30 protein-coding genes are annotated in these 26,941 nt (G+C 52.7%); 10 read left to right on the top strand and 20 right to left on the bottom strand.

Features of this window, described 5'->3' with window-relative positions; all coding sequences use genetic code 11:
- Window positions 1-6: 6 nt before the first annotated feature.
- Both alr and dnaB read right to left on the bottom strand, forming a co-directional pair.
- A complete protein-coding gene (alr, locus tag ACWAU0_RS10565) occupies window positions 7-1,119 on the bottom strand; it encodes an alanine racemase (protein ID WP_458139096.1) in 1,113 nt (370 codons plus the stop codon).
- Entirely contained in the window at window positions 1,116-2,510 is a 1,395-nt protein-coding gene (dnaB, locus tag ACWAU0_RS10560; RefSeq protein WP_033159133.1) for a replicative DNA helicase, read from the bottom strand. The genes alr and dnaB overlap by 4 nt, the downstream gene beginning before the upstream one ends.
- A 344-nt stretch (window positions 2,511-2,854) precedes the next feature.
- Here dnaB and ACWAU0_RS10555 point away from each other — a divergent pair, with 344 nt between their 5' ends.
- The 3 genes from ACWAU0_RS10555 (at window position 2,855) to ACWAU0_RS10545 (ending at window position 5,667) form a co-directional block, all read left to right on the top strand.
- A complete protein-coding gene (locus ACWAU0_RS10555) occupies window positions 2,855-4,024 on the top strand; it encodes a LamG-like jellyroll fold domain-containing protein (RefSeq protein ID WP_458139095.1) in 1,170 nt (389 codons plus the stop codon).
- Window positions 4,025-4,047: 23 nt separating this feature from the next.
- On the top strand, window positions 4,048-4,611 hold the full coding sequence (locus ACWAU0_RS10550; protein ID WP_458139094.1) for a VPLPA-CTERM sorting domain-containing protein: 564 nt from the start codon (window positions 4,048-4,050) through the stop codon (window positions 4,609-4,611).
- 366 nt (window positions 4,612-4,977) lie between these two features.
- The gene (locus ACWAU0_RS10545; protein ID WP_458139093.1) at window positions 4,978-5,667 is read left to right on the top strand and encodes a VPLPA-CTERM sorting domain-containing protein; all 690 of its coding nucleotides are present in this window, start codon (window positions 4,978-4,980) and stop codon (window positions 5,665-5,667) included.
- A gap of 137 nt (window positions 5,668-5,804) precedes the next feature.
- Here ACWAU0_RS10545 and ACWAU0_RS10540 read toward each other — a convergent pair whose 3' ends face one another.
- Window positions 5,805-7,043, bottom strand: a complete 1,239-nt coding sequence (locus ACWAU0_RS10540) for an HD-GYP domain-containing protein (protein WP_171697534.1) — start codon at window positions 7,041-7,043, stop codon at window positions 5,805-5,807.
- Between the two features lie 352 nt (window positions 7,044-7,395).
- On the opposite strand from ACWAU0_RS10540, the gene ACWAU0_RS10535 reads away from it, so the two are divergent.
- From ACWAU0_RS10535 to ACWAU0_RS10525, 3 genes are all read left to right on the top strand, one after another.
- Window positions 7,396-8,046 (top strand): PEP-CTERM sorting domain-containing protein, encoded by a 651-nt coding sequence (locus ACWAU0_RS10535; RefSeq protein ID WP_415879137.1) that lies wholly within the window; start codon window positions 7,396-7,398, stop codon window positions 8,044-8,046.
- A 58-nt stretch (window positions 8,047-8,104) separates the two neighbouring features.
- On the top strand, window positions 8,105-8,779 hold the full coding sequence (locus ACWAU0_RS10530) for a PEP-CTERM sorting domain-containing protein (RefSeq protein WP_458139092.1): 675 nt from the start codon (window positions 8,105-8,107) through the stop codon (window positions 8,777-8,779).
- A 192-nt stretch (window positions 8,780-8,971) separates the two neighbouring features.
- The gene (locus tag ACWAU0_RS10525; RefSeq protein ID WP_458139091.1) at window positions 8,972-12,070 is read left to right on the top strand and encodes an efflux RND transporter permease subunit; all 3,099 of its coding nucleotides are present in this window, start codon (window positions 8,972-8,974) and stop codon (window positions 12,068-12,070) included.
- A 90-nt stretch (window positions 12,071-12,160) separates the two neighbouring features.
- On the opposite strand, the gene ACWAU0_RS10520 is transcribed toward ACWAU0_RS10525, so the two are convergent.
- The 6 genes from ACWAU0_RS10520 to ACWAU0_RS10495 all read right to left on the bottom strand — a co-directional run bounded on the left by ACWAU0_RS10520 (window position 12,161) and on the right by ACWAU0_RS10495 (window position 18,011).
- Window positions 12,161-12,940: a hypothetical protein gene (locus ACWAU0_RS10520; protein ID WP_033159125.1), complete on the bottom strand. Its 780-nt coding sequence runs from the start codon at window positions 12,938-12,940 to the stop codon at window positions 12,161-12,163.
- Between the two features lie 231 nt (window positions 12,941-13,171).
- A complete protein-coding gene (hypF, locus tag ACWAU0_RS10515; RefSeq protein ID WP_458139219.1) occupies window positions 13,172-15,511 on the bottom strand; it encodes a carbamoyltransferase HypF in 2,340 nt (779 codons plus the stop codon).
- Window positions 15,511-16,548 carry a hydrogenase expression/formation protein HypE gene (hypE, locus tag ACWAU0_RS10510; protein WP_458139090.1) on the bottom strand — a complete coding sequence of 346 codons (1,038 nt, stop codon included), beginning with the start codon at window positions 16,546-16,548 and terminating at the stop codon, window positions 15,511-15,513. Before hypE ends, hypF begins: the two co-directional genes overlap by 1 nt.
- 163 nt (window positions 16,549-16,711) lie before the next feature.
- Complete coding sequence (locus ACWAU0_RS10505) at window positions 16,712-17,284, bottom strand: hypothetical protein (RefSeq protein WP_458139089.1); 573 nt, start codon at window positions 17,282-17,284, stop codon at window positions 16,712-16,714.
- A gap of 145 nt (window positions 17,285-17,429) precedes the next feature.
- Window positions 17,430-17,714, bottom strand: coding sequence for an addiction module antidote protein (locus ACWAU0_RS10500; RefSeq protein WP_033159122.1), 285 nt, complete (start codon window positions 17,712-17,714; stop codon window positions 17,430-17,432).
- 3 nt (window positions 17,715-17,717) lie between these two features.
- Complete coding sequence (locus ACWAU0_RS10495; protein ID WP_101054270.1) at window positions 17,718-18,011, bottom strand: type II toxin-antitoxin system RelE/ParE family toxin; 294 nt, start codon at window positions 18,009-18,011, stop codon at window positions 17,718-17,720.
- Window positions 18,012-18,219: 208 nt separating this feature from the next.
- Here ACWAU0_RS10495 and ACWAU0_RS10490 point away from each other — a divergent pair, with 208 nt between their 5' ends.
- The 3 genes from ACWAU0_RS10490 to ACWAU0_RS10480 all read left to right on the top strand — a co-directional run bounded on the left by ACWAU0_RS10490 (window position 18,220) and on the right by ACWAU0_RS10480 (window position 19,217).
- Window positions 18,220-18,474, top strand: a complete 255-nt coding sequence (locus ACWAU0_RS10490; RefSeq protein ID WP_445367908.1) for a type II toxin-antitoxin system Phd/YefM family antitoxin — start codon at window positions 18,220-18,222, stop codon at window positions 18,472-18,474.
- The gene (locus ACWAU0_RS10485) at window positions 18,474-18,749 is read left to right on the top strand and encodes a type II toxin-antitoxin system RelE/ParE family toxin (RefSeq protein WP_458139088.1); all 276 of its coding nucleotides are present in this window, start codon (window positions 18,474-18,476) and stop codon (window positions 18,747-18,749) included. The genes ACWAU0_RS10490 and ACWAU0_RS10485 overlap by 1 nt, the downstream gene beginning before the upstream one ends.
- A 210-nt stretch (window positions 18,750-18,959) precedes the next feature.
- Complete coding sequence (locus ACWAU0_RS10480) at window positions 18,960-19,217, top strand: hypothetical protein (RefSeq protein WP_033159118.1); 258 nt, start codon at window positions 18,960-18,962, stop codon at window positions 19,215-19,217.
- A gap of 64 nt (window positions 19,218-19,281) precedes the next feature.
- Here the strand turns inward: ACWAU0_RS10480 and hypD are convergent, their stop codons facing one another.
- From hypD to ACWAU0_RS10430, 10 genes are all read right to left on the bottom strand, one after another.
- Entirely contained in the window at window positions 19,282-20,391 is a 1,110-nt protein-coding gene (gene hypD / locus ACWAU0_RS10475; RefSeq protein WP_033159117.1) for a hydrogenase formation protein HypD, read from the bottom strand.
- Window positions 20,388-20,615 carry a HypC/HybG/HupF family hydrogenase formation chaperone gene (locus tag ACWAU0_RS10470; RefSeq protein ID WP_033159116.1) on the bottom strand — a complete coding sequence of 76 codons (228 nt, stop codon included), beginning with the start codon at window positions 20,613-20,615 and terminating at the stop codon, window positions 20,388-20,390. The genes hypD and ACWAU0_RS10470 overlap by 4 nt, the downstream gene beginning before the upstream one ends.
- Before the next feature lie 82 nt (window positions 20,616-20,697).
- On the bottom strand, window positions 20,698-20,979 hold the full coding sequence (locus ACWAU0_RS10465; protein ID WP_033159115.1) for a type II toxin-antitoxin system RelE/ParE family toxin: 282 nt from the start codon (window positions 20,977-20,979) through the stop codon (window positions 20,698-20,700).
- Entirely contained in the window at window positions 20,976-21,188 is a 213-nt protein-coding gene (locus ACWAU0_RS10460) for an addiction module protein (RefSeq protein ID WP_033159114.1), read from the bottom strand. Before ACWAU0_RS10460 ends, ACWAU0_RS10465 begins: the two co-directional genes overlap by 4 nt.
- A 56-nt stretch (window positions 21,189-21,244) precedes the next feature.
- Window positions 21,245-22,069 carry a hydrogenase nickel incorporation protein HypB gene (gene hypB, locus ACWAU0_RS10455; RefSeq protein ID WP_033159113.1) on the bottom strand — a complete coding sequence of 275 codons (825 nt, stop codon included), beginning with the start codon at window positions 22,067-22,069 and terminating at the stop codon, window positions 21,245-21,247.
- On the bottom strand, window positions 22,069-22,410 hold the full coding sequence (gene hypA / locus ACWAU0_RS10450; protein ID WP_020483415.1) for a hydrogenase maturation nickel metallochaperone HypA: 342 nt from the start codon (window positions 22,408-22,410) through the stop codon (window positions 22,069-22,071). The genes hypB and hypA overlap by 1 nt, the downstream gene beginning before the upstream one ends.
- A 90-nt stretch (window positions 22,411-22,500) precedes the next feature.
- Complete coding sequence (locus ACWAU0_RS10445) at window positions 22,501-23,646, bottom strand: nickel-dependent hydrogenase large subunit (protein ID WP_458139087.1); 1,146 nt, start codon at window positions 23,644-23,646, stop codon at window positions 22,501-22,503.
- Window positions 23,647-24,108, bottom strand: coding sequence for a [NiFe]-hydrogenase assembly chaperone HybE (gene hybE, locus ACWAU0_RS10440; RefSeq protein WP_458139086.1), 462 nt, complete (start codon window positions 24,106-24,108; stop codon window positions 23,647-23,649).
- Between the two features lie 2 nt (window positions 24,109-24,110).
- The gene (locus ACWAU0_RS10435) at window positions 24,111-24,332 is read right to left on the bottom strand and encodes a rubredoxin (RefSeq protein WP_033159110.1); all 222 of its coding nucleotides are present in this window, start codon (window positions 24,330-24,332) and stop codon (window positions 24,111-24,113) included.
- The gene (locus ACWAU0_RS10430) at window positions 24,329-25,177 is read right to left on the bottom strand and encodes a hydrogenase expression/formation protein (protein WP_033159109.1); all 849 of its coding nucleotides are present in this window, start codon (window positions 25,175-25,177) and stop codon (window positions 24,329-24,331) included. The genes ACWAU0_RS10435 and ACWAU0_RS10430 overlap by 4 nt, the downstream gene beginning before the upstream one ends.
- Between ACWAU0_RS10430 and ACWAU0_RS10425 the strand changes: the two genes are divergently transcribed.
- Complete coding sequence (locus tag ACWAU0_RS10425; protein ID WP_458139085.1) at window positions 25,167-25,466, top strand: hypothetical protein; 300 nt, start codon at window positions 25,167-25,169, stop codon at window positions 25,464-25,466. The genes ACWAU0_RS10430 and ACWAU0_RS10425 overlap by 11 nt on opposite strands.
- A gap of 72 nt (window positions 25,467-25,538) precedes the next feature.
- On the opposite strand, the gene ACWAU0_RS10420 is transcribed toward ACWAU0_RS10425, so the two are convergent.
- Window positions 25,539-26,924 carry a KAP family P-loop NTPase fold protein gene (locus tag ACWAU0_RS10420; protein WP_458139084.1) on the bottom strand — a complete coding sequence of 462 codons (1,386 nt, stop codon included), beginning with the start codon at window positions 26,922-26,924 and terminating at the stop codon, window positions 25,539-25,541.
- Window positions 26,925-26,941 lie beyond the last annotated feature (17 nt).

Raw genomic sequence — 26,941 nt, 5'->3', positions numbered from 1 at the left:
TCGCACTTATTCCGTCCCCTGCTCGATGACCTGCACCCGCTGCGTGATCCCGCACAGCAAGGTGTAGGGGATGGTTTCGGCGTAGCGGGCGATTTCTTCGACCGGCAAGTCATCGCCCCATAAAGTGACCGGATCGCCGGGCTGTGCATCCGCTTGTTCGTTGAGATCCACGGTGATCATATCCATGGATACCCGGCCAATTAACGGCACCCGTTGGCCGTTTACCAACACCGGCGCGCCACTCTTGGTGTGGCGGTGGTAGCCGTCGCCGTAGCCGATGGAGATTACGCCCAGCCGAGTCGCGGTTTTGCATTGCCAAGTACCGCTGTAACCGACCGTTTCGCCGGCGGCGACATCCTTGACCGCGATCAGCCGTGAATGCAAACTCATCACCGGCTGCAAACCAAAGTCCGCACCGGTTTTACCGGCAAACGGCGAACAGCCATAGAGCATCAATCCCGGTCTCACCCAATCGCTACTGCGTTCCTGAGCGGTGCCGAAGCGGACATTCGGCCAGCCGATAATCCCGGCCGAATTGGCGATGCTGCACGCGCCGGGGTAGTCTTTTACCGCATCGTTGAACAAATCGATTTGCCGGCGGGTTTTATCGTCCAGCAAATCGTCGGCATTGGCAAAATGGGTGATCAGATTGATCGGTTGCTCGACCCGCACACAGCCCAGCAATTGCTGGTACGCAGCGTTGAAATCGGCACCTTTAAAGCCCAAACGATTCATGCCAGTATCCATTTTCAGCCAAACGCCAAGTCTGCCTTCGTCGGCGGTTTGCTGTTGCAAGATAGCGATTTGCTGGGGAGTGTGGATCACCGCCGCCAATTGATACTTCAACAGCTGATCCAATTCATCCACGCAAACAAAGCCCTGCAGCACGGTGATGGCTTGTTTAAATCCGGCTTGCCGCAGTCTGACGCCCTCGTCCACTCGCGCGACGGCAAAACCATCCGCCGCTTCCAAAGCGGTGGCTACCCGCGTCATGCCATGGCCGTAACCGTTGGCCTTGATCACCGCCATGATTTTTTTGTCCGGCGCGTAACGCTTCACTTGCACCAAGTTGTGGCGCACGGCTTCCAGATCCAGACGCACAAAAGCCGCAGGCGTCATTCGTAATCCTCGGGGCCGTTATAAACGCCGGCAAAGTTTTCGAAACGGGTGTATTGGCCCAGGAAAGTCAATCGCACCGTCCCCAAAGGTCCGTTCCGCTGCTTGCCGATAATCACTTCGGCGATGCCTTTGTCCGGGCTGTCTTCGTGGTAGACCTCATCGCGATAAACGAAGATGATCAAGTCGGCATCCTGCTCAATCGCCCCGGACTCGCGCAAGTCCGACATCACCGGCCGCTTGTTGGGGCGCTGCTCCAGATTCCGATTCAACTGCGACAGCGCGATCACCGGTACATTGAGCTCCTTGGCCAGCGCCTTCAAGCCCCTGGAAATATCGGAAATCTGCTGCACCCGGTTATCGCCGCTTGCAGGCGATTGCATCAACTGCAAATAGTCCAACACGATCAGGCCAAGCTGACCGTGCTCCCGAGTCAAACGGCGGGCGCGCGACCGCACTTCGGTCGGGGTCAAGGCCGGCGTGTCGTCGATGAACATCTTGGTTTCCGCCAGCAAGTTGATCGCCGAGGTCAAACGCGGCCAATCATCGTCGTCCAATTTGCCGGTACGGACTTTATGCTGGTCAATGCGGCCCAGCGACGACATCATCCGCATCGCCAAGGATTCGCCCGGCATCTCCATACTGAACACCGCCACCGGCATGCCGCTTTTCAGCGCGACGTTTTCGGCCATGTTCATCGCAATCGTGGTTTTACCCATCGACGGCCGGCCGGCGACGATGATCAAATCGGCGGGCTGCAAACCCGAGGTTTTTTCGTCCAGATCAGTGAAGCCGGTGCTGGCGCCGGTTATATCGCCGTCGAGTTCGTAGAGGGTTTCGATTTTATCAACGGCTTTTGCCAGCAAGGACTTGATCGAGCTAAACCCACCTTGCCCGCGCTGGCGTTGCTCGGCAATTTCGAAGACCTTGCGTTCGGCATTTTCCAACAAATCGGCGGTTTCCCGGCCCTCGGTGGTAAATGCCGAATCGGAAATCTCGGTACCGACATGGATGAGTTGCCGCAAAACCGAACGATCACGGACGATGTTGGCGTAGGCCACGATATTCGCGGCGCTGGGCGTATCTCGCGCCAGCGTACTTAAATAAGCCAAACCGCCCACATCCTGCAATTCGCCGGTCGTTTCCAGCACCTCGGACAAAGTCACCACGTCGAACGGGTCCTGCTTTTCGGCCAACTGGGCGATGGCACGGAAAATCAATCGATGGTCGCGGCGATAAAAGTCGGTCTCGACCACCTTGTCTGCCACCGAATCCCAGGTTTGGTTATCCAGCATTAAACCGCCCAGCACCGACTGCTCGGCCTGAATGGAATGCGGCGGCACTTTTAGGGATTCGACGGCTTGATCGGGAGTGAAATAGTAGTCTTCGGACATGGCGGAGAAGGGTTGTCAACAATAGCCGCGGATTATACCCGGCTATGCCCCTAGCGGCAGCGCCGAGCGCTTTGCCGAATGGCGGTAAATCAAACAAATCAACCCTAAATGTCATCAAGCCACAGAATTAACTCACTAGTTATCGATTGCGTAATTACCTTATATTTCGTACCATAAATTTTGGCGCCTATCCTGGCTTTTATCGGCTTGTTGCCGGCCATGGCGCTTCGCTCCATCCTCTTTTCTTACAATAATTCTAACTATTCGCCTGCCCTACCCGGCTAACCGACACCATAAACGGGTTGCGGCAAATTGTATTTCTTGACTCCCTAAAGGAGGATTCTATGAACGGAATTAAACGCAAAACTCTATCTGCCGTCGCATGCCTGCTGGCTTTACTCGGTTTGTTCAACCCTACAGCCCAAGCTGAAAACGGTAATGTGGTGTTATGGAACAAATTGGGCAGTGATGCTGAGATTGCGAATAGCGAAGTGGGGCCTGGAGGCCAAAAAACAGCTGGGCATTTCGCGCCAGGCCCTTTTGCTAATTTTGGTCAGTCTTTTGTGAATGACGTTGGGAACTCAAACGTGTTTGCCTTAACTTTTCCAGCCACATCCGTTGTGTCAAAAAGTAAGGGAACAATAGAATTCTGGGCAAAACTCAGTAATTTCCCAAGTAACTTTTTTGATGCAGTGACTATGATTTTTTACGTGCCTCCACCTAGTTTGCCGGTATTTCATTGGAGAATGGGGTTTGGGTCTAATAACGGCTGTGGTGGCTTCGGCTTTTACGGGACAGTAGGGGTCGCAACTAATAGCTTTTGTAGTGGGCTAGTGGATACTGCAACCCAATCCGGAACATTAGATAGCATTCTTGGTGACCGTTCAGCCTGGCACCATTATGCGATGGTATGGAATGAAACAGGTATTGCGCAATTTGGTGGACGTAAGCTTTATCTTTATCTTGATGGAAACCTTGTTACAACACAGCGCTACCATGATGCCTCACCATGGGGTGCCATACCTGATGGCTCACGCCTTGCTCTCGCCTACTTTTACAATATCTCAGGCGCTAGTGTTGCAATTGACAATTTAATTGTCTGGGACGATGTTAAAACTGATTTTTCTGACCGGTTTATAGAAAACCCTGTGGGTTGTGGAGTAGGTGAACTTCCTGAGTTGTTTGCATCTATCACCGCTAAATCGGGTACTCAAATTGAACGCCGTTGGACTATCACCCTATCAAACAAGAGCGGATGTATCGCCGAAAATACCCAGATCGATGACTTAACCCTTACGCAAACCTCCGGAGCCGCTTGTACCCCGGTTATTACAAGCCCCTTATCTTTTCCATTAGGCGTCGGCAACATCCAGGCAGGAGCTAAAGTGAGCGGCACCACCACAATCAATTTTAGCGGCTGCCCGAATAGCGCCAGATTTAAAGCTGTCATCCCGTTTAGCAGCAATAACGGCGAAGTAACCGGATCGAAAACCTTGACCAACCAATTCCGCTAGACCTTAATTAAGGAGATATTCTGATGATCAAACAACTTATCCTGTTAGCCAGTTTGCTGCTTATTCTTCCCAGCACCCAAGCAGCAACCTCGCTACAATTAGAGCCGACAAACGGCTTAATCGAAGGCGATGCGGGCGATACCGTGGGCTGGGGCTTCCTGCTCACCAACACGCAAAACTACCTCGTGGTGACAGGAGCGGAATTTCAGTCCTCTACCTCCCCAGGCGTATTCACGGACTTTATCAGCGCACCCGACAATTTCTTCGTTGTAGGCCCGGGCTTTGGCGCCAGCACCGTATGGGGGCAAACGTTCGATGCCGCCAGCCAAACCGGCGTCGGTAGTTTTAGAATTGCCGACAACGCCGCGCAAGGCACCGTCTTCGGCCAAATTGTACTGACTTACGATTTATTCACCCGCAGCCCGTTTAATCCCTCGTTCGATCCTGACACCGACACGCTGTCAAACGGTAATGTATTGACGGCAAATGCCTCGATCAAGATCACGACCGTGCCGTTACCTGCAGCCGCATGGCTGTTTGGCGCGGCACTGGCCGGATTGGGATTTATCGGACAACGCCGCATCTGAGAGAACTCAAAATAAACACCGCCTGCAAAATTGAGGCGGTGTTTTCGCAAAATATTCTCTGCCACCTCTGCAAGCAAATGAGCGGGCAATTCGCGGTTTGTGATGCCGCATTCAGCTCTGTTAGTTGTTCTTACTGCTCAACAGTCGACTCGGATGGAAGGTAACCCATACCGCACCTGAGCGATCCCGCTATCCAAGCACTCCGCCCCAACCGTCCGCCATGACAAAATTGTCATGGCACGAACGGACAATTAAACGACGTTACAACCCCAGATAAACTGATCACCAGATGATTTGCCGCACACATCCTGTTCTGCGTCCAATCACCTCCGATAAATTTCCATTCATTACTTCTGGGTACTTGCTATGAAAACGCTGTTTACTGCTTCCATCCTATTATCTTCGGCCCTATTCACTTCCTCCGCCTTTGCGTCAAATTGGTTTGAACACGAACATGAACACGACAATCAGCCAGAACACGGTAGCTGCGGCACTCAAGCGCCTTGCGATTTAGAAAAACTGAGCCTGACGTTATCAGGCGGCAGCAACGGCACGCTAATTTCGAAAGCCGACAACATTAGCAGTAACGATAGCTACACCCTTAACTTCAACTATCAGCTGGACACCACCTTTATCAACAGCGCTCTGCTGAAAATATGGTTGCGTGACGACTCAACATCGGCCGACGACTCCATCATCTTAAATGGCCTGTTAAAAGACAAAAACGAATACGCTCGTATAACCTCGATTAACGGCTCCAACGTTTCCACAAGCTGGACCGAAGTCGATGGCTACAAACAATATATCAGCTTGGATGTTAGCGATTTTCTTTCCAAAACCGGCTTCGCTTCATTGACGGCCGTATTGGGCGTGAAGGATTATGGTAGCAAAGATTATTTTTTCAAAGCTGCCGAGCTCTATGTTGAATATTGCCTCGACAACAATGGCGGAAGTGGCCCGATTACCTCAGTACCGGTGCCTGCCGCAGCTTGGCTGATGGGTTCCGGCTTACTCGGTCTGATAGGCTTCAATACCAGAAAACAACGCCAAGCGTAATCAGCCATTTAGCTCGCTGTCGCTAAAAGCCGGAGGCGTAAAGATGTCTCCGGCTTTTGTGTTTTCGGCTTCGAGCGAATATTTTAAAAGGCCCAGGCCTGGATGTCGCGGACAAGCATAGCCCTTTGGCCGCCGGTTTAATCCATCGAGTAATTGCCTTGCGCCAATTCGTAATAAAAGTCCGCATTCTCGATCAACTTGGCAACCACCTCGCCATCCAAAACCCCTTCCGCCACGCGCTGCCTGAGGTGCTGGATAATGTCAGCCAGTAACATGCCCTCGCGATATGGACGGGACTGGGCCAAGGCCTGAAAAATATCGGCCACACTGATAACCCTGCACTCCAACTCCAAAGACTTGCCGATGGTCTTGAACGGATATCCTTCGCCACGCAGATTTTCATGGTGCAAACCCGCCCATTGCGGAATTTTTGAGTCGGTAAACACTCTTTGCAAAATTCGGTACGTGTCATAACTGTGGCGCTGCATGCAGGCCCGCTCTTCGGCAGTTAAGCTGCCTGGCTTGTCTATGATGTCCTCGGAAACCCGCAATTTGCCAATGTCGTGCAATAAACCGGCAATTTCCACCTGCTCCAGATCGCAGCCGGTCACGCCCAAATCCAATGCCAATTGTCTGGAGATCTGCGCAACCCGTTCAGAATGCTGCTCGGTGTACGGGCTTTTCGCATCCACCACTCGCGAAAACAGCCGCGCCATTTCCCGAAGCGAGGGATAAGTCAAGTCTACCGTCGGCAAATCACGCCCCAATTCGCGTAAATCCTCATCCAGATAATCCGGGTCCATCGCCAGCCAAAACGCCTGACTTTTCGCCAGTTCCGCAAATGCAGCCAACAGCTCGGGCGCAAACAGCGATCCCGAATAACTCAGTAAGCGCTCCACTATTTTGGGCGCAGCCACCAGAATTTGCTCGCTGGCCAAATACGGGGCTTGCAACACGTCAATCCGATCAGCCAGAAATAACAGATTGGCACGCAGCTTTATCCGGGGCACCAGCGGCAATTCAACCAATTGCTCCCAGCGCGTGTGATGATAGCGGATCTCCTCCGCCAGATAGGCCAGCGGCGGGCAGGCTTGCAAGTATTCCGCACCGCGTAAACAATGCGCCTCCGCACCGTCCCACTCCAGCGATTCGGTCAAATGCCTATGCTCGCGAACCTTTGCCACCCCGCAATCGTGCAGCATACCGGCGTATAGAATGCTTAATCTATCAACAGCCGACCAATCGAGCTTGCCGGCAATGTGCCAAGCCATCATCGCGACCCGCTTACCGTGCTTCACTTCGTCGATACCGACTAAATCCAGCGCACAACTCAGGGAGATAATGGAGCGGTGCAAATCGATATGTTGGCTATCCATGAGGCTGAACTCCAGATTGAAGGTGTTAGTACGATGCTATCGCACTTTGAAAGGATCGGCAAAGTATCGGAAACATTCCCACTCACTCACCAAGACCACAAGCAGCAACTGCGCTCATTATTAAATGCCGCGCATGACAGCACCATGCCATCCTGCCAAATCTGTCGTAACATCTGCCCCGGCTGTCAGCAGCTCAGCTGAAAAAGCGCTACCAAATCACATTTAAATAATTGATTGGATTAATCTAAATTAAGTTGGCATCACTAATGCTTAGTTAGAGTGACGCACTATGCAACCCAATGGCTTGCACGCGAATCACTTATCTTTCAGCCACTGACAAAAAGGAATCGACATGAACGCTGTAATGCCGAAAATGCCCTTATCCGGATTAATCCTGATTTTAGCCTTCTTCACTCAAGCCGCCGAGTCGGCAACAGTGATCGATAATTTTGCCACCCGTCAGTCCACTACAAACACCGTCAATGGCCCAGTTAATGTATCCGGATCTGATCTAAGCAATTTGCAACGAACCTTAAATTCCAGCCCTACCCCTAGCGGTACCACCAGAATTTTTGTAGAAGACGGCTTGTTAACGGTCGGTAACAGCAGCAATTCAACCGGCACCGCTAGTATCTTTTACAACTTCGCTGCGGTCGATTTCACTACTTTCGCTAACGCGATATTGCTGACGACAGAATCTAGCGACGCCAGTTACCAAATTCAAATGATCGCCAACGGTACTTCGCTGCTAAGTTTTCAGAACTTGACCAGCGTTGCAATCGGTTCACCCAGCACTATTAGATTTGATTTTTCACAATTTTCGAATCCTGCGGCTTTCAAGAATCTAAACAGTCTGGAGCTGAAATTGCGCGGCACCCATGCCGCGTGGGACGCTGACTTCAGCCAATTATCAACGGTCCCGGAACCTTCCGTCACGGCGTTATTGATCATAGGCGCGTTGGGCATTGTCGGCGGCAAACGCCAAAAACTAGTAGCGGTTTAACGCCTACCGTCAAAATTTTCTGATTTCCAAACTTCAATTCTGCTCACGGATAACTCACATGAATGCTAAACATTTTCACAAAAACCTCGCACCTTTGCTTCTAAGCTTGGGCTTAGCGCTATCCGGCCAAAGCCAAGCAGGCATATTGACGCTTGATAATTTCAGCCATGCTCAAACCGCATTCGACGACGGCAGTAGCGCAGGCTCTACCAGCGATACAGTGTCTGCTCTTACCGGCACGGACCTGAGTAATGCCTCGAGGACCTTTATCGCTCAAGCCTCGGGAACCGCCTCAGCCAACACCACGGAAATCGTTTCCGGCGGCAACCAGCTGATCATATCGAATGATGGCCGTTCGGCCGGTGGCGCTTCCATTCTGTGGAATTTCGATCCGCTCGATTTAACCGCTCACGGCAACGGCATCCTGCTGGAGGTGTTGGCAATCGATCTGGGTGTCAACGTGGAAATGGTAGCCAACGGCAGCTCAAGTTCCGGTATCAAAACGTTTACCAGCAACAATAATTACTTGGTAAGTTTCAGCGACTTTACCAATCCTGCGGTATTTGCCAGCCTGCATAGTTTTCGCTTGAACTTCACCGGCCCGACAAAATGGGATGGACAGTTCAGACTATTAACCACCACAACCCCAGTTCCTGTGCCGGCAACCTTTGGCTTAATGGGTTCGGCATTATTGGGCTTCATCGCCGTGTCCCGCAAAAAATCGCTTTCCTGATTCTCAAAAAACCGACAACGCTCACCTCCGCGACTAGCGCGGAGGCGATCTTTTAAGCACCATTCCGTTCGAAAGTCACCGCAGAGCTTAGCCTTCTTTCTATCCGCATAGCCAGGAAAGCTGCGTATCAACATGGACCAATCCTGACCGACAAGGCACAATAGCCCGCTATTTCACCCCTTCTCGCCGCTCATGCTCGCACTTTTGGTCCGCTTTTCCATTCGTTATTCCGGCATCGTCGTGGCCCTGGCGCTACTGCTGTTCGTTTACGGCAGTTACCGTCTGGCTAACGCCGGTCTGGATATTTTTCCGGAATTTTCGCCCAAACAAGTCATCATCCAGACCGAAGCCCCCGGCCTGGCTGCCGAGCAAGTGGAAGTGCTGGTGACTCAGCAAATCGAAAAAAGCGTTGGCGGCTTAATTGGGCTGCAAACCTTACGCTCGCAATCGATTCAAGGTCTCTCCATCGTCACCGCCACCTTCAACGAAACTAGCGACGTATACCGCAACCGGCAATTGATCAGCGAACGGCTGGACGGCCTTAGTCAGCAACTGCCGCCTGGCGTGGGAATGCCGATTGCCGTACCCTTGTCTTCTTCGTCGGCAACAGTATTGACGATAGGCATCCGTTCGGACAGCAAAACCTTGATGGAACTGCGCGGCTTGGTGGATTGGAGCTTGGTGCCGCGGCTGCTGGCGGTGCCGGGTGTGGCCGATGTGAATGTATTCGGCGGCGACATTCAGCAACTACAAGTGCAGTTACAACCGGCAGCTTTACAGCGTTTCAATCTATCGATAGACGACATTGTCAACGCGGCGGCCGGCGCGGCGGAAATGAATGGCGCCGGCTTTATCGAAAACGCCAACCAACGCTTTACGCTGCAAATCAGCGGCCAGCCGGTCAATCCCGAGCAATTCAAGCAACTGATCGTCAAACGCCAGGAGGGTATGAATGTAACCTTGGGCGATGTCGCGCAGATCGGTTATGGGCCGGAACCGCCCATCGGCGCGGCGCAAATCATGGGTAAACCCGGCATCGTGATGATGGTGATCGGCCAGTACGGCGCCAATACCTTGTCGGTGTCGCGGCAGGTCGAGGCCGTGTTGGAAGAGTTTCAACCCATCTTCAAGCAACAGGCCGTGGATTTCTACTCGCATTTATTCCGGCCGGCCGATTACATCGAAACCTCGGTGCATAACCTGTCCGGGCATCTACTGATCGGCGGGCTGTTCGTACTGGTAGTGCTATATGTGTTCTTGTTCAATCTGCGTAGCGCCTTCATTGCCGCTACCGCCATTCCATTGTCGTTGCTGACCGCTGCGCTGGTGCTGCTGGAATCTGGCGTCAATCTGAATATCATGGTGTTGGGCGGGCTAGCGATTGCGCTGGGCGAGGTGGTGGACGACGCCATTATAGACACCGAAAACATCTTTAGACGCCTGCGCGAAAACCGCTTAAAAATCTTCCCGGATAGCGTGGAAACGGTGATTTATCAGGCTTCGCTGGAAGTTCGCAGTTCGGTGGTTTATGCCAGCTTCATCGTGGCTTTGGTGTTTGTGCCGCTGCTGACGCTGGACGGCGTCAGCGGCCGCTTGTTCGCGCCGCTGGGCGTGTCGTATATCCTGGCGATTTTGATGTCATTGCTGGTGGCGCTAACGCTGACACCGGCTCTATGCCATTTAATGTTTCGCAACAAGCTGCCGGACGACAGCGATCCACCCGTGTTGCGCCATCTTAAACCACTGTATGCCCAGCAATTACTCTGGGCTATCAAGCATTTCAAAACCGTGGCGATGATAGGCGCGCTTGCCTGCCTGATCGGCATAGCCGCCTTTCTAAGATTGGATCATAAATTTCTACCGGAATTGCGCGAGGGCCATTTCATCGTCCACACCGCCAGCGTACCGGGTACTTCGTTGCAAGAATCCATCCGCGTCGGCAACTTACTCACCGAGCAAATCATGGCAATCGACGGTGTGGAATCGGTATCGCAATGGGCCGGTCGTGCCGAACGCGGCGCCGACACTTACGGCAGCCACTACAGCGAATACGAAGTACGCTTAAAACCATCATCCGGCCAAGAACAACAGCAGATCCTGGAGCGTTTGCGCGAGGTTTTGGAACAATTCCCCGGCATCAATTACGAAGCCAACACCTTTTTAACTGAACGGGTCGATGAAACTATTTCCGGCTACACCGCGCCGGTGGTCGTCAATATTTACGGCAACGACCTGGCTGAGCTGGATCGTAAAGCCCAACAGCTCGCCGCACTGATCAATACGCTGCCCGGCGCGGAAGACGTGCAACTTCGCTCGCCGCCCGCCACCGCCATGCTGCAAGTCGAACTGAACCTGGAGCAGTTAAAATTTCGCGGCATCAGCCCGGCGCAAGTGATGACAGCCCTACAAACCGCTTACGAAGGCCGTATCGTCGGCAAGCATCTGCAAGGCAACCGGATTTTCAATGTGGCGGTAGCGCTGGCTCTGGAATGGCGCAGTCAGCCGGATTACCTGGCTCAGCTGCCCTTGAAAAACACGGAAGGCCAGCGGGTGCTACTGGGCGAAGTGGCCGAAATCCGCCACGGCGAAGGCCGCTACAACATCCTGCATCAAGGCGCACAGCGCATACAGACCGTTACTTGCAAGGTGGAAGATCGGGACATGGACGCCTTTATGATCGAATTGAAACAACGGGTGCAAAACGAGCTCAGCTGGCGCGACGGCAGTTACCCGGAGTTCATCGGCGCGGCGCTGGAACAAGCAAAGGCCCGTGAAACGTTGATCATCCACGCCCTGCTGGCCGGCGCCGGCGTGTTGATTTTCGTGTTCATCGCCTTGGGTAGCCTGCGGCACATGCTACTGACCTTGCTAAACCTGCCCTTTGCCCTATTGGGCGGCGTCGCCGCGGTAGTCATCACCGACGCCACGCTGTCGGTCGGTTCCTTCGTCGGCTTCATCACCTTGTTCGGCATCACCGTGCGGAACTGCATCATGCTGATCTCCCATTACCGGCATTTGATTGAACTGGAAGGCCAGATTTGGTCGACGGAGACCTTGATTCGCGGTGCCCAGGAACGCCTGCCGGCCATCCTGATGACCGCACTGGTCACCGCACTGGCCATGCTGCCGATTGCGATAGGCAGCGATAATCCGGGCCGGGAAATCATGGGGCCAATGGCAGCCATCATCATCGGCGGTTTGGCTTCGTCGACCATGCTGAATTTACTGCTGTTGCCGGCGATTTTGCAGCGTTATGGCCGGTTTGAGGTGGCGTTTGAGAAGCAGGTTTGACGACGACAGACAGGGAGAGACATTGGTCTCGCCCTGTCTGATCAACTAGCGAACCCGCCTCGCCAGTTGAACGATAGCTAAACCTACAACCTAACCGCGCTTGCTTGGCCTCAGAGCCAGCAGTCCGAGCAAACCGCTACCAAACAACCAAGCAGCGGCCGGGAGGGGCACTTGACCAACATCACCCGGTTTATCGGATGCCGCGATCACAAAATTATCCAGCGCTGCATAACCGCCTTGTAACTCATCGATTTGCAATATCACGTTGCCGTTGGTGTTCCCTGTCGCATCAAGCGCTATGATGTGGTTAGTCCAATCGAAAGTGTTCTTAAGTGCCGTTGCGGTTCCAGTCACATCCGCAAAACTTAACAATGTTCCCCCAGTTACGCCTGTACCGCCGCCGGGATTGTCAAAAAGCGAGAAACGAAACACTGGCGCAACGCCTCCCGAAGCTACAAAAGGGCCACCCCATCTATCCAAATCTATCGAGGACACATCCATCTGAAAATTCAGATATTTGTGTGTTCCAATATTAAAGGACAGACCTAAAAGATCGTTCTGGACGCTCGAAAGCATACTGATCGCATAGTTTCCCCCCCGCGCTTGCGGGTCGAGAAACCCGGTCCCCCAAGCCTGTGTGCCGCCAATTCGCAATGTTTCCACGGTAAAGGTTTGAGCGAACTGGAAACCGGCCGGCTGCCCACCATAAAGGGCGTTGATAGGATTAAAAATATTGACATCACCGCTATCGTTCACAAATGCGCCGGCATTGGGATTTTCGAAGTCTTGGGTATAAAGCGTGGTTGCGGCATAACCCTCGGAATAAGGGATACAAGCGAAAAACAGGCCTGACATTAATAGCTTTTTCATTCGTCCTCTTGCTTTCATAATTGCCTCGTTGAGTAAGATTTACTGACAATGTGTTTCAAAGTGATGAGTATTGCTGCCATTTTATGGAACTACCTGACGCTTTTGCGTTGAAACGGAAACAGCAAAACATTCTAACGCAAATCATCAACCGACATCGATCGCCAATTGTCTCCCGCACAGATTAACTGCTAGACGACATGGTCCGCAATTCAACCTTATCAACACTGCATATCATCCATGTGCGGCCGCCGCGATCACCACCTGCCCCAAGGCCAATCCACCGTCGTTCATCGGATAGCGTTGCGGCGATAACACGGTTTTGCCGTGTTGGCGCAATTGCTCGCAGACCGATTCCAGCAACAAGCGGTTTTGAAACACGCCGCCGCTCAAGACAATACAATCTGCGCCGGTTTGACGACTCAATCGATTCAGCACTTCGACCGTCCCGGCAGCCAGGGTATGATGGATACGAGCGGCTATGAGAGCCTTATCGGTGCAGCATGTCAGGTCGTCCAATACCGCTTTCCAGAGGTCTCGCCAACTTAATACCAGAAGGTCGCCGTTCAGCTTCATAGACCAGGTCGCCGGGTAAGCCTGTTCTTCATTAAATACCGGCGTCGCCAACACTTCCATGGCAATCGCCGCTTGGCCTTCGAAATGCACTTGCTCGGGATGTAAGTCCAAAGCAGCAGCAAAAGCATCAAACCAGCGCCCACAAGAACTGCTGAGCGGCGAGTTGAGTTTCTTATCAGTCATCGTATCCAGCGTTGCCAACGGCTTGCCTGCTAACAAGCGCATGATCTCCAAATCCGCATAGTCGCGTTGCAATACCGGCCAATCGAAATAATGCCGTAGTTGCGCATAAGTATTCCGCCAGGGTTCACGCATGGCCTGTGCGCCGCCGATTAAGGCAATAGACTGAAAATGCCCGAGCCGGGTGTAACGGCGATAATCGCCGAGCAAAAACTCGCCGCCCCATAACTCGCCATTATCGCCTAGCCCCAAACCGTCGAAGATTGCCGCCAATACCGGTGGCTCCTGCAGACCCACGCCATGTTCGGCCAAACAAGCCGCCAGGTGAGCATGATGATGCTGGATACTAACTAAATCGATGGATTCCGTAGCAGCCAAAGTCTGGCCATACTGAGTCGACAAATAACCTGGATGCTTATCGACAGCTATGCGCTTGGGTGTGAAATCATTCAATATTAGGTACAAGTCGATAGCGTGCCGGTAATCCTGCTGCACGGCGGCGTTTTCCAAATCGCCGATATGTTGGCTGACAAGCGCCTGGCCGTTTTTCAGCAAGCAAAAACTGTTTTTCAACTCGGCGCCCATCGCCAGAACCGGCGCGGCGGATTCGAAGCCCTTCGGCAATGTCAGCGCTTCCGGCGCGTAGCCGCGCGCGCGGCGTAATAGGCGGATGTCACCGGCCATCAGTCTCGCTACCGAATCGTCCAGACGATTGACGATGCCGCGGTCGTGGAACAACAGAAAGTCGGCGATGCCGACCAACTTTTCCCGGGCTTCGTCGTTGTCGATGCACTGCGGTTCGTCTGACACATTGCCGGAAGTCAGCACGATAGGGTTGTCCAATTCCGCCGTCAGTAGCGTGTGCAGCGGCGTGTATGGGAGCATGAAACCGAGTTTATCGTCGCCCGACGCGATGCCTTCCGCCAATTTTTTCCCAGTCGCTTGGAGCAGAACAATCGGCGCGGCCGTCGATTGCAGAGCGATCAGTTCGGCGTCGTTGATTGCCGCGTAGCGGCGTATCGTGTGGACGTCCCGCGCCATCAACGCAAACGGCTTGGCGTAACGGCGCTTGCGCCGGCGCAATTCTCCCACTGCCGTGGCATTGCCGGCGTCGCAAGCCAGATGAAAGCCACCCAAACCTTTGATGGCAACGATGTGGCCTTGACGAATCAGGTCCGCGATTTGGCGGATGACATCGTTCATCACGCCCGCGTTCATGACTCCCACGCCAAGCGAGGGACCGGAGGCTGCTTCCAACCACAACTTCGGCCCACACACCGGACAGCAGTTGGCCTGGGCATGAAAGCGCCGGTCTGTAGGATCGTCGTATTCGCGCTGGCATTCCGGGCACATCTCAAACGCCGCCATGCTGGTATGACAGCGGTCGTAAGGCACGCTGTCGACGATGGACAAGCGCGGCCCGCAGTGCGTGCAATTGGTGAATGGGTAGCGGTAGCGGCGGTTGCAGGGATCGGCTATGTCCGCCAAACAATCCGGGCAGGTGGCGGCGTCGGCGGCGATTGCTGTTTCGACGCGGCCGGATTGGCTGGCGACGATACGAAATTCGCTGTCCGCCGCTTCCCCTGCTAAATCAGTGATTTCCAAGGCATCCAAACCCGCCAGCGGCGGCAGCTGTTTGGGAATGGCTGCGGCGAAGCATTCCAGAGCGACCGCATTGCCATAGACATGAATCATCACGCCTTCGGCGTCGTTCCACACCGATCCCGCCAAACCAAACTCGCGCGCCAGATGCCAAATCGCCGGCCGAAAACCGACGCCCTGCACCACGCCGCGCGCGCGGATGGCCTTGCCGGGCATCAGCAGATGCGCGGCAGTTGTTCGCCGACCGGCCAATCGACGATACGCCGGCCGCCGAAAGCGGTGGTCATTTGCACGAAATGGTGCGGGTCGGCGATGACTTGGCCGATGATGGCCGCGTCGCGGCCCAAGGGATGCTGACGCATCGCCGCCAGCAAAGTCTCGGCGGCAGCGACGTCGCAAATGCACACCAGTTTGCCTTCGTTGGCGACATACAGCGGATCGAGGCCGAGGATTTCGCAAGCCGCCTTGACCTGAGCTTTGACCGGAATCGCCGCCTCGTCGATGACCATGCCGACGCCGGATTGGCCGGCCAGTTCGTTCAAGACCGTCGCCAAACCGCCGCGGGTCGGGTCGCGCAGACATCGAATCGCCGCCGGCGCCACGGCCACCATCTCGGCCACCAAACCGTGCAGCGCCGCCGAGTCGGAGACGATGCTGGTTTCAAATTGCAGATTCTCGCGGCTAGCCATGATAGCTACACCGTGGTCGCCGATGCTGCCGCTGAGCAGAATCGCGCAACCGGCTTCGGCGCTATCGCCGCTTATGTTCACCCCGTCCGGCACGATGCCGACGCCGGTGGTGGTAATGAACACCCCATCGCCCTTGCCGCGCTCCACCACCTTGGTGTCGCCGGTGACAATCGGCGTACCGGCGGCCTTGGCGGCAGCGGCCATGCTGATGACGATGCGTTCCAGGTCGGCCAACGGCAAGCCCTCTTCCAATATGAAGCCGGCGCTCAGGTAAAGCGGCTTGGCGCCGGACATCGCCACGTCGTTAAGCGTGCCATGCACCGCCAGCGAGCCGATGTCGCCGCCAGGGAAAAACAGTGGCGAAATCACATGGCCGTCGGTGCTGATCGCCAAGCGACCGGCCGGCACGTCGAACAAGGCCTGATCGTTCTGCCGGCGCAGCAAGTTGTTGTCGAAATGCTTGACGAACAATTCATTAATCAATTGCGCCATCGCCCGACCGCCACCGCCGTGGGTCAGATCGACTTGGCCGGATTTTAGATTGAGTGTATGGGAGTAGGACATGGGTTTGAGTTATTGAAGTTCGAGCGAATGGATTGGGTGTAGGGTACGCACCGCGTACCTATGAGGCCACGACAATTGGAACGCAAAAAAGGTATGCGGTGCATACCCTACTTGGCTAATCGAACCTACGAAGTCTTGGCTGAGGTAATCATACTTACCGAGTTTATCCTTCCAAAGTGGATTTAGTGGTTAAAAAAAGTTTTTTCATGGCCTTATAAAAAAAGATTAGGAATATGAAAAAAGGAAACGCCATTAACATATGTTTTGTGTAATCAAAATGCTGCTCGAACAAATCTCTTGTTTCCTCTATACCATGAAAGAAGCTTTGTCCATCCCAGGTATCTGGATTGTTAAATTCGTTTTTATGAATTGTGAAGTTTTCTTGGAGTGAGCCGTATATTGGATGAAACCAAAATTTACCAGTCGCACCTTGTATACCATTTTTTGGAAATCGTTCATATCTAGCACCTGGTAAGCCCCAATAAATCTCATGTTTACCGGAAGAGTTGACTACATAATAATTGGGAGGTGTGCATGAACCTCTTCTGCATTTTTCTTCCCCCTCTACGTATACAGTTCCCTCGTAAACAACAGCATCTTTAAGCTTAGGGAAGTTTACAAAATGACTATAAACCTTACATAAGAAAGGCTGAGCAGGAACGTATAAAATAAACCCCGAAAAAAGCCAGACAGTTAATATTAAAACTTTCTGTACCGTATTTATTATCCTATTCACGATACTATCTCCATAGGACACATAAGATGTGCTGAGCGCAAGCGAATCGATCGCGAACGACGCGCCCCACGTTGTTCGGCACATCCTACAATTTGGCTAATCCTTGCATCAAGCCTTTGCCTGCCAAGCTTGCGGACGGGCAGCATCAAACCGGCTCCGCGTGTAACTTAACACCCAATGCCCGAATAACCTTCAACACCGTGTCGAAGCGCGGTTTTGCACCGGGGGCCAACGCTTTGTACAAACTTTCGCGGCCCAGACCGGATTCCTTGGCGATCATGGCCATGCCTTTGGCTTTGGCGATATAGCCCAAGGCTCTTATAAGTTCGTCGCTATCGCCTTCTTCCAGCACTTGGTTAAGGTATTCGCTGACTGCTTCGTCGCTATCCAATAGCGTGATCATGTCGAAGGGCAGTAGTTGTTCACTCATGTTTTAAACCTCTTTAGCCAGTTTAATCGCGCGTTGAATATCAGACTGTTGGGTGGACTTATCGCCGCCCACCAACAAAATTATCATCATGCCGCCACGTATTGTGTAATAAACGCGGTAACCCGCTCCGAGATCGATGCGCATCTCGGAAACACCCTCGCCCACCGCTTTGGTGTCGCCAAGATTGCCAGCCTGCGCCCGGTCAATGCGGCGGTAGATTGCAGTTTTGGCGCGCAGGTCTTTTAATGACGCCAGCCATTTTGCAAACGATTCCGTTTGCTGCACAAAATAATTCACGGGCCAATTGTATCCATTTAGATACGCGCATTCAACCGCAACTCAAGCACGTTTGAAACATACCCAAAAGCCCTTCCATGACCAATGGTGTACAGGCAGTAGATGCTGAGCGACATATAGTCCTGCTTTTTTGAGTATAAAAGATCGCTTGCTTAACCGCACGATTAAGCACACCATTGACATCCTAAATTAACTGCGGGGAATAGCCATGTCGCAAATTAGCGCCAACGACTTAAAAACCAAAGGTATCGCTGCTATCGAGGCGGCGCTGGCCGAGGCACCGGAAGCGGTGGTGTCGGTACGCGGCAAGGAGCGTTTTGTGGTGATGGACATCGCCCATTACCATTATTTGCGCGAATGCGAACTGGATGCAGCGCTGGCGCAAACCCGCGCGGATTTGGCGGCCGGCCGCTTCACGCAGGAGTCTCCGGAAGCGCATTTGGCTCGGCTGGACACCCTGTAATGGCGTATGCCTTGGTTTTTACCGAGCAATACGACAAAAAAGCCGCACGCTTTATCAAACGCCATCCGGCACTCCGGCGACCGTATTTAAAGACCTTGCAGTTACTGGAAGTTAATCCGTTTCACCCGTCGCTCCGTTTGCATCCACCGCAAGGCAAGTTGGCTGGGCTGCATTCGGTTTCCATCAATTTGTCTTACCGCATTACCCTGGAATTATTGATCGAAGACGGCCGCATCATTCCCATCAATATTGGCAATCACGACGCGGTTTATTAAGCAAGCAGTTTGTTTGGTAAACAGTCGGCAAAGACTTTCCTCCATACCCCGCGACACTGCTTATCCCCACTCCAAAACCCTTAAGCGATTGCCTGGAATTTCCGGCTATGGTAGAAAACCCATGCCGATGCCTAAAATCATCCGCACCAGCGGTTAGGACGCTTGTCCGGACCGTAGTCTAAAAATAATAATTAACACGAGGTAACGTTCATGAAAACAAATCTACTCGCTATATTGACACTGGCAGCTGTTGCCATCACGCCTTCACTGGCCAGCGCCGATGCGGCGGCTACTTGCAAAGGTTGCCATAACGGCTCGGTCGCACCGGCCGTGGATGCCTTGAAAGCTAAATTCAAAACCGCCGACGAGTTGGTTGCTGGCGCCAAAGCGTCGACAAACCCCATGATGAAACCGATGCAGGGCGACGAAGCGAAACTGAAAGCGGCGGCAGCAGAAATCTATAAATAAGCCGCATCACTTAGTCCGCTAAACACGGGCCACCCAAGCGGGCGTTAAATAGCGCCCGCTTTTCCTAACGTTGCCTCACCCGCCCGTAACTCCAATACGCCGCACAAGCCCCTTCCGACGACACCATACACGAGCCCATCGGGTTTTCCGGGGTGCAGACCGTGCCCAGCAATTTACAATCTTGCGGTTTTTTGGCTCCGCGCAGGATGGCCGGACACTCGCAGCCCTTGACGTCGCTAGCTTGGATAGCCGGCATACGGAAGCGCTGTTCGGCGTCGAACTCAGCATATTCGGCTTTTAGTTTCAACGCGCTATGGGGGATCAACCCCAAACCGCGCCATTCAAAGTGCGGCCGTAACTCGAATATCTCGGCCATCAAGGCTTGGGCTTTGACATTGCCGTCGCGGGTCACTGCCCGGCTGTATTCGTTTTCCACTGTATGCTGACCGGCATTGAGTTGGCGGATCAACATCAAGGCCGATTGCATCACGTCCAGCGGCTCGAAACCGGCGATGACGATGGGCTTGGCGTAATCCTGAGCAAAGGCTTCATAGGGTTTGCTGCCGATCACGCTGCTGACGTGCGACGGGCCGAGAAAGGCGTCGATTTGTACCGGCTCCGGCGCATCCAAAATGGCTTGCATCGCGGCCGGCGTCAGCACATGGTTACAAAACACTGAGAAATTAGTCAGTCCTTCGGCCTGTGCCTGTTTAATGGCAACGGCAGTCGGCGGCGTAGTGGTCTCAAAACCAATCGCAAAAAACACCACTTGCCGGTCCGGGTTATCCCGGGCGATTTTCAAGGCGTCTTGGGTGGAATAAACCATGCGAATATCGCCGCCGGCCGCCTTGGCTTTGAGCAGACTTTGTCTGCCGCCGCCCGGCACCCGCATCAGATCGGCATAAGTGCAGAGGATTACGTTGTGCTGTTCGACCAATTGAATCGCGTTGTCGATGCGTCCCGTTGGCAACACACACACCGGGCAACCGGGGCCGTGAATGAACTCGACATTGCTCGGCATTAAATCCTGCACGCCATAACGAAAAATCGCGTGGGTATGGCCGCCGCAAAACTCCATCAGCCGGTAATGGCGGTCCGGATTGACGGTTTGCGCAATGCTGTTAGCCAGTTGCTGGGCCAGATCGTGCTGACGGAATTCGTCGATGTATTTCATGAGGCGGTTAGACCGGCTTCCGCAAACAAGGCCAAAGTTTTCAGGGCCTCGTCCTCGTCGATTTTATTCAGCGCATAACCGACGTGGACCAGCACATAGTCGCCGACTTTCACATCATCGACCAAGGCCAGCGACACTTCCACTTTGACGTTGTCCACTGACGCCGTCGCCATCTGTGTTGAAAAATCAATGTCGGTAATTTGGGCAGGGAGGGCTAGGCACATAAGCTGATTGTTGATGTTGTAGATTAATTCGGCGCTTGCTTTAGCATCACTTTTTGCATGAGGGCTTCAGGTTGAGACCTTATTACCCAATTCTTTCCATCCAATAATCAGGTTTTCGATGCAAATGCGCTACTGCAATTACGATAACTTTTCCTTCATCAAGGCCGTACAAAACACCATACGGAAAACGTTTTATCAGGCAGCGTCTTATCTCATTGCCAATCAAAGTATAGGATTTTGGATACGCGGTAATTGCATCGAACTCGTGTAAAAACTGTAGACCTAGATTATTTTGCTGTATTTCATACCATTCAAAGGCCAGTTCGAGCTCGGCTTGCGCGGCTTCGAGAAATTCAACCTTCATTTATATTTCTGCATAACCGCTTCATAACTGACTGTTTTTAGCTTGCCATCTTTATAGCCTTGCCAACGTTTTTGCGCCTCGTCGCGCCAGACAGCATCGATTTCCGGATTCGGCGCATCCAGATCGGCAAGCAACATCTCTGCTAAACGCAATTTCTCCAATGGCATTAAGTGCCTGATTTGTTGGTAAATTTCTTGGCTAGCCGGCATATCCTTTCCTCGAAAATGAAGGTAAACGGTCAGAAAAAATCTTACCGCATAGTGATTTAAGCATACTCAATCCGCTGCAAAGCCATCTCCGCCCTCAGCCAGGTCAGCCAGTTGTCCATGCCTTCGCCGGTCTTGGCCGATAGCGACAAGACCTTGATGCGCGGGTTAACTTGTTTCGCGTACTGGATACATTGCGCGCTGTCGAAATCCAGATACGGCAGCAAATCGGTTTTGTTTAAGATCATCAAATCGGCGGCATGGAACATGTCCGGATATTTGATTGGTTTGTCCTCGCCTTCGGTGACCGACAGGATCACCACCTTGTGCGCTTCGCCCAAGTCAAACGCTGACGGGCACACCAGATTGCCGACGTTTTCAATGAACAGCAGACTATGCTCAGGCAAATTGAGACTTTCCAAGCCATGACCGACCCGATGCGCGTCCAAATGACAGCCCTTGCCGGTGTTGATTTGCAGCGCCGGCACGCCGGTGGCGCGAATGCGGTCGGCATCTCGCGCGGTTTGTTGGTCGCCTTCAATAACCGCGATGCTCAACTCGTCTTTCAAACGCAGAATGGTTTCAGTCAACAGCGTGGTCTTGCCGGAGCCGGGACTGGACACCAGATTCAAAGCCAGCATGCCGCGCTCGCTGAAATAGCGGCGGTTTTCGTCGGCATAACGATTGTTCTTGGCCAGAATATCCTGCTCGATCTGCACCATCCGCGCTTGGGTTAAACCCGGCGCGTGCGCGTGTTCCGCGCTGTGTTCGTGATGATGATGGCCATGCTCATGACCGTGGTGGTGATCATGAGCATGCTCGTGATCGTTTGATTCGTCGTGCGAGTGGGTATGGCCCTCGCCGCAGCCGCATACGCCGCACATTACTCTACCTCCAGTTCTTTAATTCGCATTTGATCGCCGTCGACGATCTGTAATTGATGACTACCGCAGTGCGGACATTCGTCGTATAACTGTCTCACCAGCACCTCGCAGCCGCAGGGCATGCACCATGCCACACCCGGCACGTCGATAATTTCCAAGCGGGCCTGATCGGCCAACGAGCCTTGCATCACCACTTCAAAACTAAACTGCATCGCCTCCGGCTCCACGCCCGACAAGGCGCCAATCTCCAACCACACGGTTTTGACCTTGGCAAATTGCTGGGCCTTGGCCTGCTGTTCGATAATCTGTAACACGCTCTCGCAGAGCGACATTTCGTGCATGATGGTTACCAGTCAATATTTGCCAGCCGTAGGGTACGCACAGCGTACCTGTCAAACTGTCGGATGGTAAGCGGTGCGTCCCCTACTGTTTTACGATGTCACCCGATAGGCCACGCAAGGGTCCACCGCATGAATTAACCATTCCGCTTGCTGCCGCAAATCATCGGCATCGGCCGCCTGCAAAGCCATTAAACCCTGTGCCAAGACACCGTCCGGATGAAAATTCCATTCGGTCGGAGCCACTATGCGGTAATCGTACACCCTGCCTTGGCGCAACTCCAGGCGATGAATCAATAAGCCGCGCGCGGCTTGGACTTGGGCCAGACCAAGGCCATCGCCGGCGGTCGCCGACATCATGCCAGCCATTGCTGTTATTTCCCGCGGGATTACAGCCACTTCCATTAACACGGCAACAAAGCGCAGCAACAAACCATTGCCGTAACGGCTACGCAAATCCGCGAGCAAGGGCGACGCTTGCTGACGACTCAATGGCGTCGTCTCAAAACAGCGACCCAGCCACTGTGGCGTCCGACAGAAGACCAATAGATCCGTGTTTTGCATCTGCCTGTTCAGTTCGGCCGGCTCCAATTCCGGCAAACCCACCACTAGGCTGTTCCCCAGCGCCGGCCATTCGCGTTGATATACAGCATTCAGTAGTTGCGCTGCCAATCCTGTATTTTTATCCAACCAGTCTCGCAAATGCGCTTCGTCGGAAATCGCCAGAAATCGGCCTAAGTCACCGCCGAAAATCGCGTGATCGATTAAGTCAGTCAGCTCGGCGCTCAAGCCGTTAAAACCCGACACATCAATCTGCAAGCGGCTATCCAAGCTAAACGCCTCGCCATCCGCAAACAAACAGGCTTTAAATTGCCTATCCAGTTTCAATAAGGCCGCCATAGCGGCTTTATCTGCGGACCTTCCCAATAAAGCCGGCCAGTCCAGCAATACCCGCCAAGCATGTTCACGCACGGTTTCCAGTTGCACCAAGCAATCCCGAGCGGCGTCGGCTTCCGGCTCGGCAGCCAACCCCAAGGCGGCGCGGCAAGCCAATAGTGAGGCGTAGGCCTGGGCATTGCCGCATAAAGAAAACAGCAGCGGCACCATGCTCAACGCCTGCTCCGGGGTTTTACCGACCAAGGCTCGCGCCGCCTCGGGCCGGCTTGAAGCTATCGTCACCGAATCGACCTGGCCGGCTTGATGCGTCAGTTCGATAGTAACCTCGCCCGCCGGCGTCACTTAAGGCCTTACCAAATTGCCGCGCAACAAATCACGGCGGCTGATCGCGCGCGGCGCAGGAGTGGCGAGCAAAGCTTGCAATGCGCTTTCCGCAGCCGCCACGGCCGCCGCCTGATCGGCAAATTGAAACATCGGCGAAAATAGCGAACATTGCGCATACCGACCCAGTTGCCGTTCATCAGCGACGACAAATTCGAAACTGCCGTACGGAAAAGCCTGGTCAAACTTGGTTCCTGGCGCTTGCGTCGGCCATTGGCTATCCGCGCCTGGCAGCAGCAACAGGTTCATAAACCAAGGCGTAATCAACACCCCCACCCAATCGGCGTGGTAGCGGTCAAAACCCAGCGCCCGCACCGCCAATACCGGATTCAGCACCGGCATGTCGCGCATCCGTTGGGCCAGGATGTCGTTAAACACCGCTTCCAGCGTTTGCCGAATCTGCTCACTGTCCTGGCAGTGCATGCTTAGTCGTCCAGCACCAAAAAACCTTGTTTGGGCGCGCCGCATTGCGGGCAAGTCCAATGGTCAGGCAAATCGGCAAAGGCCGTGCCGGGCGGCACTTGCCAGATGGCGTCGCCTTCGGCCGGATCGTAAACATGCCAGCAAATCTTGCATTCCAGCTTGGCCTCCGCCGGCAAGCGCGAGGCATCGCCGCCATAAGCCCCGGCGAAAAAGCCTTCGTTCACAAATACACCTGCAAAATTTCCTGCAAACGCTGGTGGCTGTCGGCGATGTCTTCCGCCGACGCGCAAGCTACGTTCGGCACCTCGCTGACTTCCAGGGTATTCAGGATTAACGTGTCTTGCGAATTAAAATACCGCACCCACCAGACATTGCGGGTGGCGGTAGCGTCGATCCGGCAGTTACCGTAACCGCGCGACAAAATCGTCACCGCACCTTTCCCCAGACGCTGTTCCAGTAAGGTCAAATCCTGCTCGGTTTGTGGCAGCAAACTCAGGTTGATGATATGCGCTTCGGCACCGGGTTGATACTCGGCGATTTTGGCATTCAACTCCGCCAGCAGCGGCGGCGCGTTCATCACGCCGTCCGGTAAGGCGCTCATGTCGGCGTCGATGTGTTTAGCTGCATCGGCGAATGCGGTTTGCAAGATGTCTTGAGGGATGATGCCGACTTCCAAGGTGTCAGTAACGATCTGTTTTTGCCCATCCAGACGCTGCGAACGCCAGACGCCGGCCAGCACCGATTCCTGAATCCGCAGGATTTGCGCGCCGTTACACAGCATGCTGACTTCGCCTTCGCCGAGCAGTTCGTCGACGAACTGGCGATTGGTTTGGTCTAGGCTTATCAAGTCTATGGTTTGGCTGTTTGCCGGGTACGCGGCTAAATCCTGTTCCAGTTGCTGCAAGGCGGTTTTGGCCTGCGCCAGATCGGCCGCATTCAAGTCCACCGAAATCGTCGGCATCCGATAGGTCGTCATTTCTTCCGGCATCGCCAGATAGTCGAGTTCGACGCCGTCTTCCTCGGCGGGTTGGCTGCCTTGGCCGAAAATTGGGAGGGATATGCTGGTCATGTTTTGGTTGTTTGTTGGTTTCGGGGTGTTTGTTTTATTGGTGTCGCTATCGCGAGGCTGGTTTTGCATGTCGGGTCTCGGCCCGACAGCCGAAATACTTTCTTTTGCGTGGCCAAAAGAAAGTATTCAAAGAAAAAGCCACCCGGTATTCCGCCTTAATCCTGCGCTTCTCGCTTTTGCCGAGGGTTTTCGGAAGGGCCATCCCTGGCCCTCCGAAAACGAGCGGCATCCCTGCCGCTCCCCTATCGGGCTATTCCCGCCAAAAGCTGCGATGCTCGGGGCGGAATAACGGGAATAAAACGTTCCGCTAACTAAAGAAATACAAATAAAGAGTGCACCTTCCGACCTTAAAACTCATAAACTAAGCTTTAAATCTTGAAGCCACCTCCATTTTATTTATTAGCAATCCAAGTGTTCTTTTCCCTCCATCCCAATCATGTCCGGAAATTAAATCTGCTATCCAAGTTACCCTTTGTTTTTCAGCTTCGGTTGTAGTTGAAAAATCCTTTACGGCTCGATATCTTTCTACAATATTATTATGCTCATATTTTTCGGAGTTGCTCGAAACGATATAAGCCTCCAATGCCATACCATAATTCGATTCCAATAAAGCTTTCCCGCCTGGCGCTTCAGATATCACTTCAACTACCAATTCCGGTTTTATATGGTCGCTCACAATCTGCTTATAAATATGTGGATTTTTAATTTTTTGGACAATCAAAAAACATAGAAATATTGGAAACAACTTTTGACTATTTGGAGTTGTCTTTATGCAAACATTTAAAAGTGAGCAGCAATGTTGCTGCTCACGTAGCGTTAGCCTGAATATTTCAAACAAATCAGAAAACATGCTGAGCGCCTGCTCCCCATCATATTTAATTGATGGTGACAGCCTTGAATTAAAATACTCATAAAATCCATAATTTTTAAATAATGATTTTACAAAAACATTTTTCTCTGGTGGAGGCAACAAGTAATCAAAATCTATGAATCTTCTTAAATACCCATTCGCATCGATCCCTGTCCCATAAACTGCCTTGATCGAATGGCTTAATTGATCTTTGTCTGCCCCTAGAACAAAAACTATGTTTTCAACATTGAAAAAATGCTTTGCTTTTTCCAAAAGTTCTATTGAAAAATTAGGCCTACAACGATCAAGCTCATCAATAATAAAAATTAATGGTTTTTTATCATTAGTAGCCGCAAAACTTGAAGCCAAATTTTTCAACGAATTTCTAAATGCTTTCAAGCTAACTTTTGACTTTTCATATTTTTCTAATTGCTCTTTGGCTACAGCTTCTGAGAGCGTGGAAATAGCCTGTTCTGTTACTTGATCCAGGTCGAGCGCTCCGGCAGTCAGAATCTTGGCAGCAACTGGAATGCTTTTTTTTAACAGTCCAACGCCTAGTTTTTTTGCCGTATCCAAATACTCATAGGCTTTTTCTCTATCACCATGCTCAGCCAATTTATCAATAGCAAAACCAATTTCCCCAATCAAAGACACTAGTGCGTCATCAGTAAAATCATTCTCCCAAGCATTGAAATAAATTGTAGGAATTTTATTGTCTTTTAAATGCTGCTCCCACATTCGCAAAAATGTTGTTTTTCCTTGTCCCCATGGTGCATCAATACAAATAACAAGAGATTTATCAGCAGATAGTACAAACTGCGTGAGTACTTCTGCACTCCCTTTTCGATTTAATTCATCATTTGCAAATGGGTTTCCTTCTATAATTTCTATATTCATTTAAAACTTACCTGTTA

The sequence above is a fragment of the Methylomonas sp. Uni0009 genome, from assembly GCF_054188105.3.
This window is presented reverse-complemented; position numbering and strand designations above follow the sequence as displayed.

Excerpts from the sequence above, each read along its gene's own strand:
- alr (WP_458139096.1), bottom strand. The coding sequence starts at position 1,119 with ATGACGCCTGCGGCTTTTGTGCGTCTGGATCTGGAAGCCGTGCGCCAC.
- dnaB (WP_033159133.1), bottom strand. The coding sequence starts at position 2,510 with ATGTCCGAAGACTACTATTTCACTCCCGATCAAGCCGTCGAATCCCTA.
- ACWAU0_RS10555 (WP_458139095.1), top strand. The coding sequence starts at position 2,855 with ATGAACGGAATTAAACGCAAAACTCTATCTGCCGTCGCATGCCTGCTG.
- ACWAU0_RS10550 (WP_458139094.1), top strand. The coding sequence starts at position 4,048 with ATGATCAAACAACTTATCCTGTTAGCCAGTTTGCTGCTTATTCTTCCC.
- ACWAU0_RS10545 (WP_458139093.1), top strand. The coding sequence starts at position 4,978 with ATGAAAACGCTGTTTACTGCTTCCATCCTATTATCTTCGGCCCTATTC.
- ACWAU0_RS10540 (WP_171697534.1), bottom strand. The coding sequence starts at position 7,043 with ATGGATAGCCAACATATCGATTTGCACCGCTCCATTATCTCCCTGAGT.
- ACWAU0_RS10535 (WP_415879137.1), top strand. The coding sequence starts at position 7,396 with ATGAACGCTGTAATGCCGAAAATGCCCTTATCCGGATTAATCCTGATT.
- ACWAU0_RS10530 (WP_458139092.1), top strand. The coding sequence starts at position 8,105 with ATGAATGCTAAACATTTTCACAAAAACCTCGCACCTTTGCTTCTAAGC.
- ACWAU0_RS10525 (WP_458139091.1), top strand. The coding sequence starts at position 8,972 with ATGCTCGCACTTTTGGTCCGCTTTTCCATTCGTTATTCCGGCATCGTC.
- ACWAU0_RS10520 (WP_033159125.1), bottom strand. The coding sequence starts at position 12,940 with ATGAAAAAGCTATTAATGTCAGGCCTGTTTTTCGCTTGTATCCCTTAT.
- hypF (WP_458139219.1), bottom strand. The coding sequence starts at position 15,511 with ATGCCCGGCAAGGCCATCCGCGCGCGCGGCGTGGTGCAGGGCGTCGGT.
- hypE (WP_458139090.1), bottom strand. The coding sequence starts at position 16,548 with ATGTCCTACTCCCATACACTCAATCTAAAATCCGGCCAAGTCGATCTG.
- ACWAU0_RS10500 (WP_033159122.1), bottom strand. The coding sequence starts at position 17,714 with ATGAGTGAACAACTACTGCCCTTCGACATGATCACGCTATTGGATAGC.
- ACWAU0_RS10490 (WP_445367908.1), top strand. The coding sequence starts at position 18,220 with ATGTCGCAAATTAGCGCCAACGACTTAAAAACCAAAGGTATCGCTGCT.
- ACWAU0_RS10485 (WP_458139088.1), top strand. The coding sequence starts at position 18,474 with ATGGCGTATGCCTTGGTTTTTACCGAGCAATACGACAAAAAAGCCGCA.
- ACWAU0_RS10480 (WP_033159118.1), top strand. The coding sequence starts at position 18,960 with ATGAAAACAAATCTACTCGCTATATTGACACTGGCAGCTGTTGCCATC.
- hypD (WP_033159117.1), bottom strand. The coding sequence starts at position 20,391 with ATGAAATACATCGACGAATTCCGTCAGCACGATCTGGCCCAGCAACTG.
- ACWAU0_RS10470 (WP_033159116.1), bottom strand. The coding sequence starts at position 20,615 with ATGTGCCTAGCCCTCCCTGCCCAAATTACCGACATTGATTTTTCAACA.
- ACWAU0_RS10465 (WP_033159115.1), bottom strand. The coding sequence starts at position 20,979 with ATGAAGGTTGAATTTCTCGAAGCCGCGCAAGCCGAGCTCGAACTGGCC.
- ACWAU0_RS10460 (WP_033159114.1), bottom strand. The coding sequence starts at position 21,188 with ATGCCGGCTAGCCAAGAAATTTACCAACAAATCAGGCACTTAATGCCA.
- hypB (WP_033159113.1), bottom strand. The coding sequence starts at position 22,069 with ATGTGCGGCGTATGCGGCTGCGGCGAGGGCCATACCCACTCGCACGAC.
- hypA (WP_020483415.1), bottom strand. The coding sequence starts at position 22,410 with ATGCACGAAATGTCGCTCTGCGAGAGCGTGTTACAGATTATCGAACAG.
- hybE (WP_458139086.1), bottom strand. The coding sequence starts at position 24,108 with ATGCACTGCCAGGACAGTGAGCAGATTCGGCAAACGCTGGAAGCGGTG.
- ACWAU0_RS10425 (WP_458139085.1), top strand. The coding sequence starts at position 25,167 with ATGCTGGTCATGTTTTGGTTGTTTGTTGGTTTCGGGGTGTTTGTTTTA.
- ACWAU0_RS10430 (WP_033159109.1), bottom strand. The coding sequence starts at position 25,177 with ATGACCAGCATATCCCTCCCAATTTTCGGCCAAGGCAGCCAACCCGCC.
- ACWAU0_RS10420 (WP_458139084.1), bottom strand. The coding sequence starts at position 26,924 with ATGAATATAGAAATTATAGAAGGAAACCCATTTGCAAATGATGAATTA.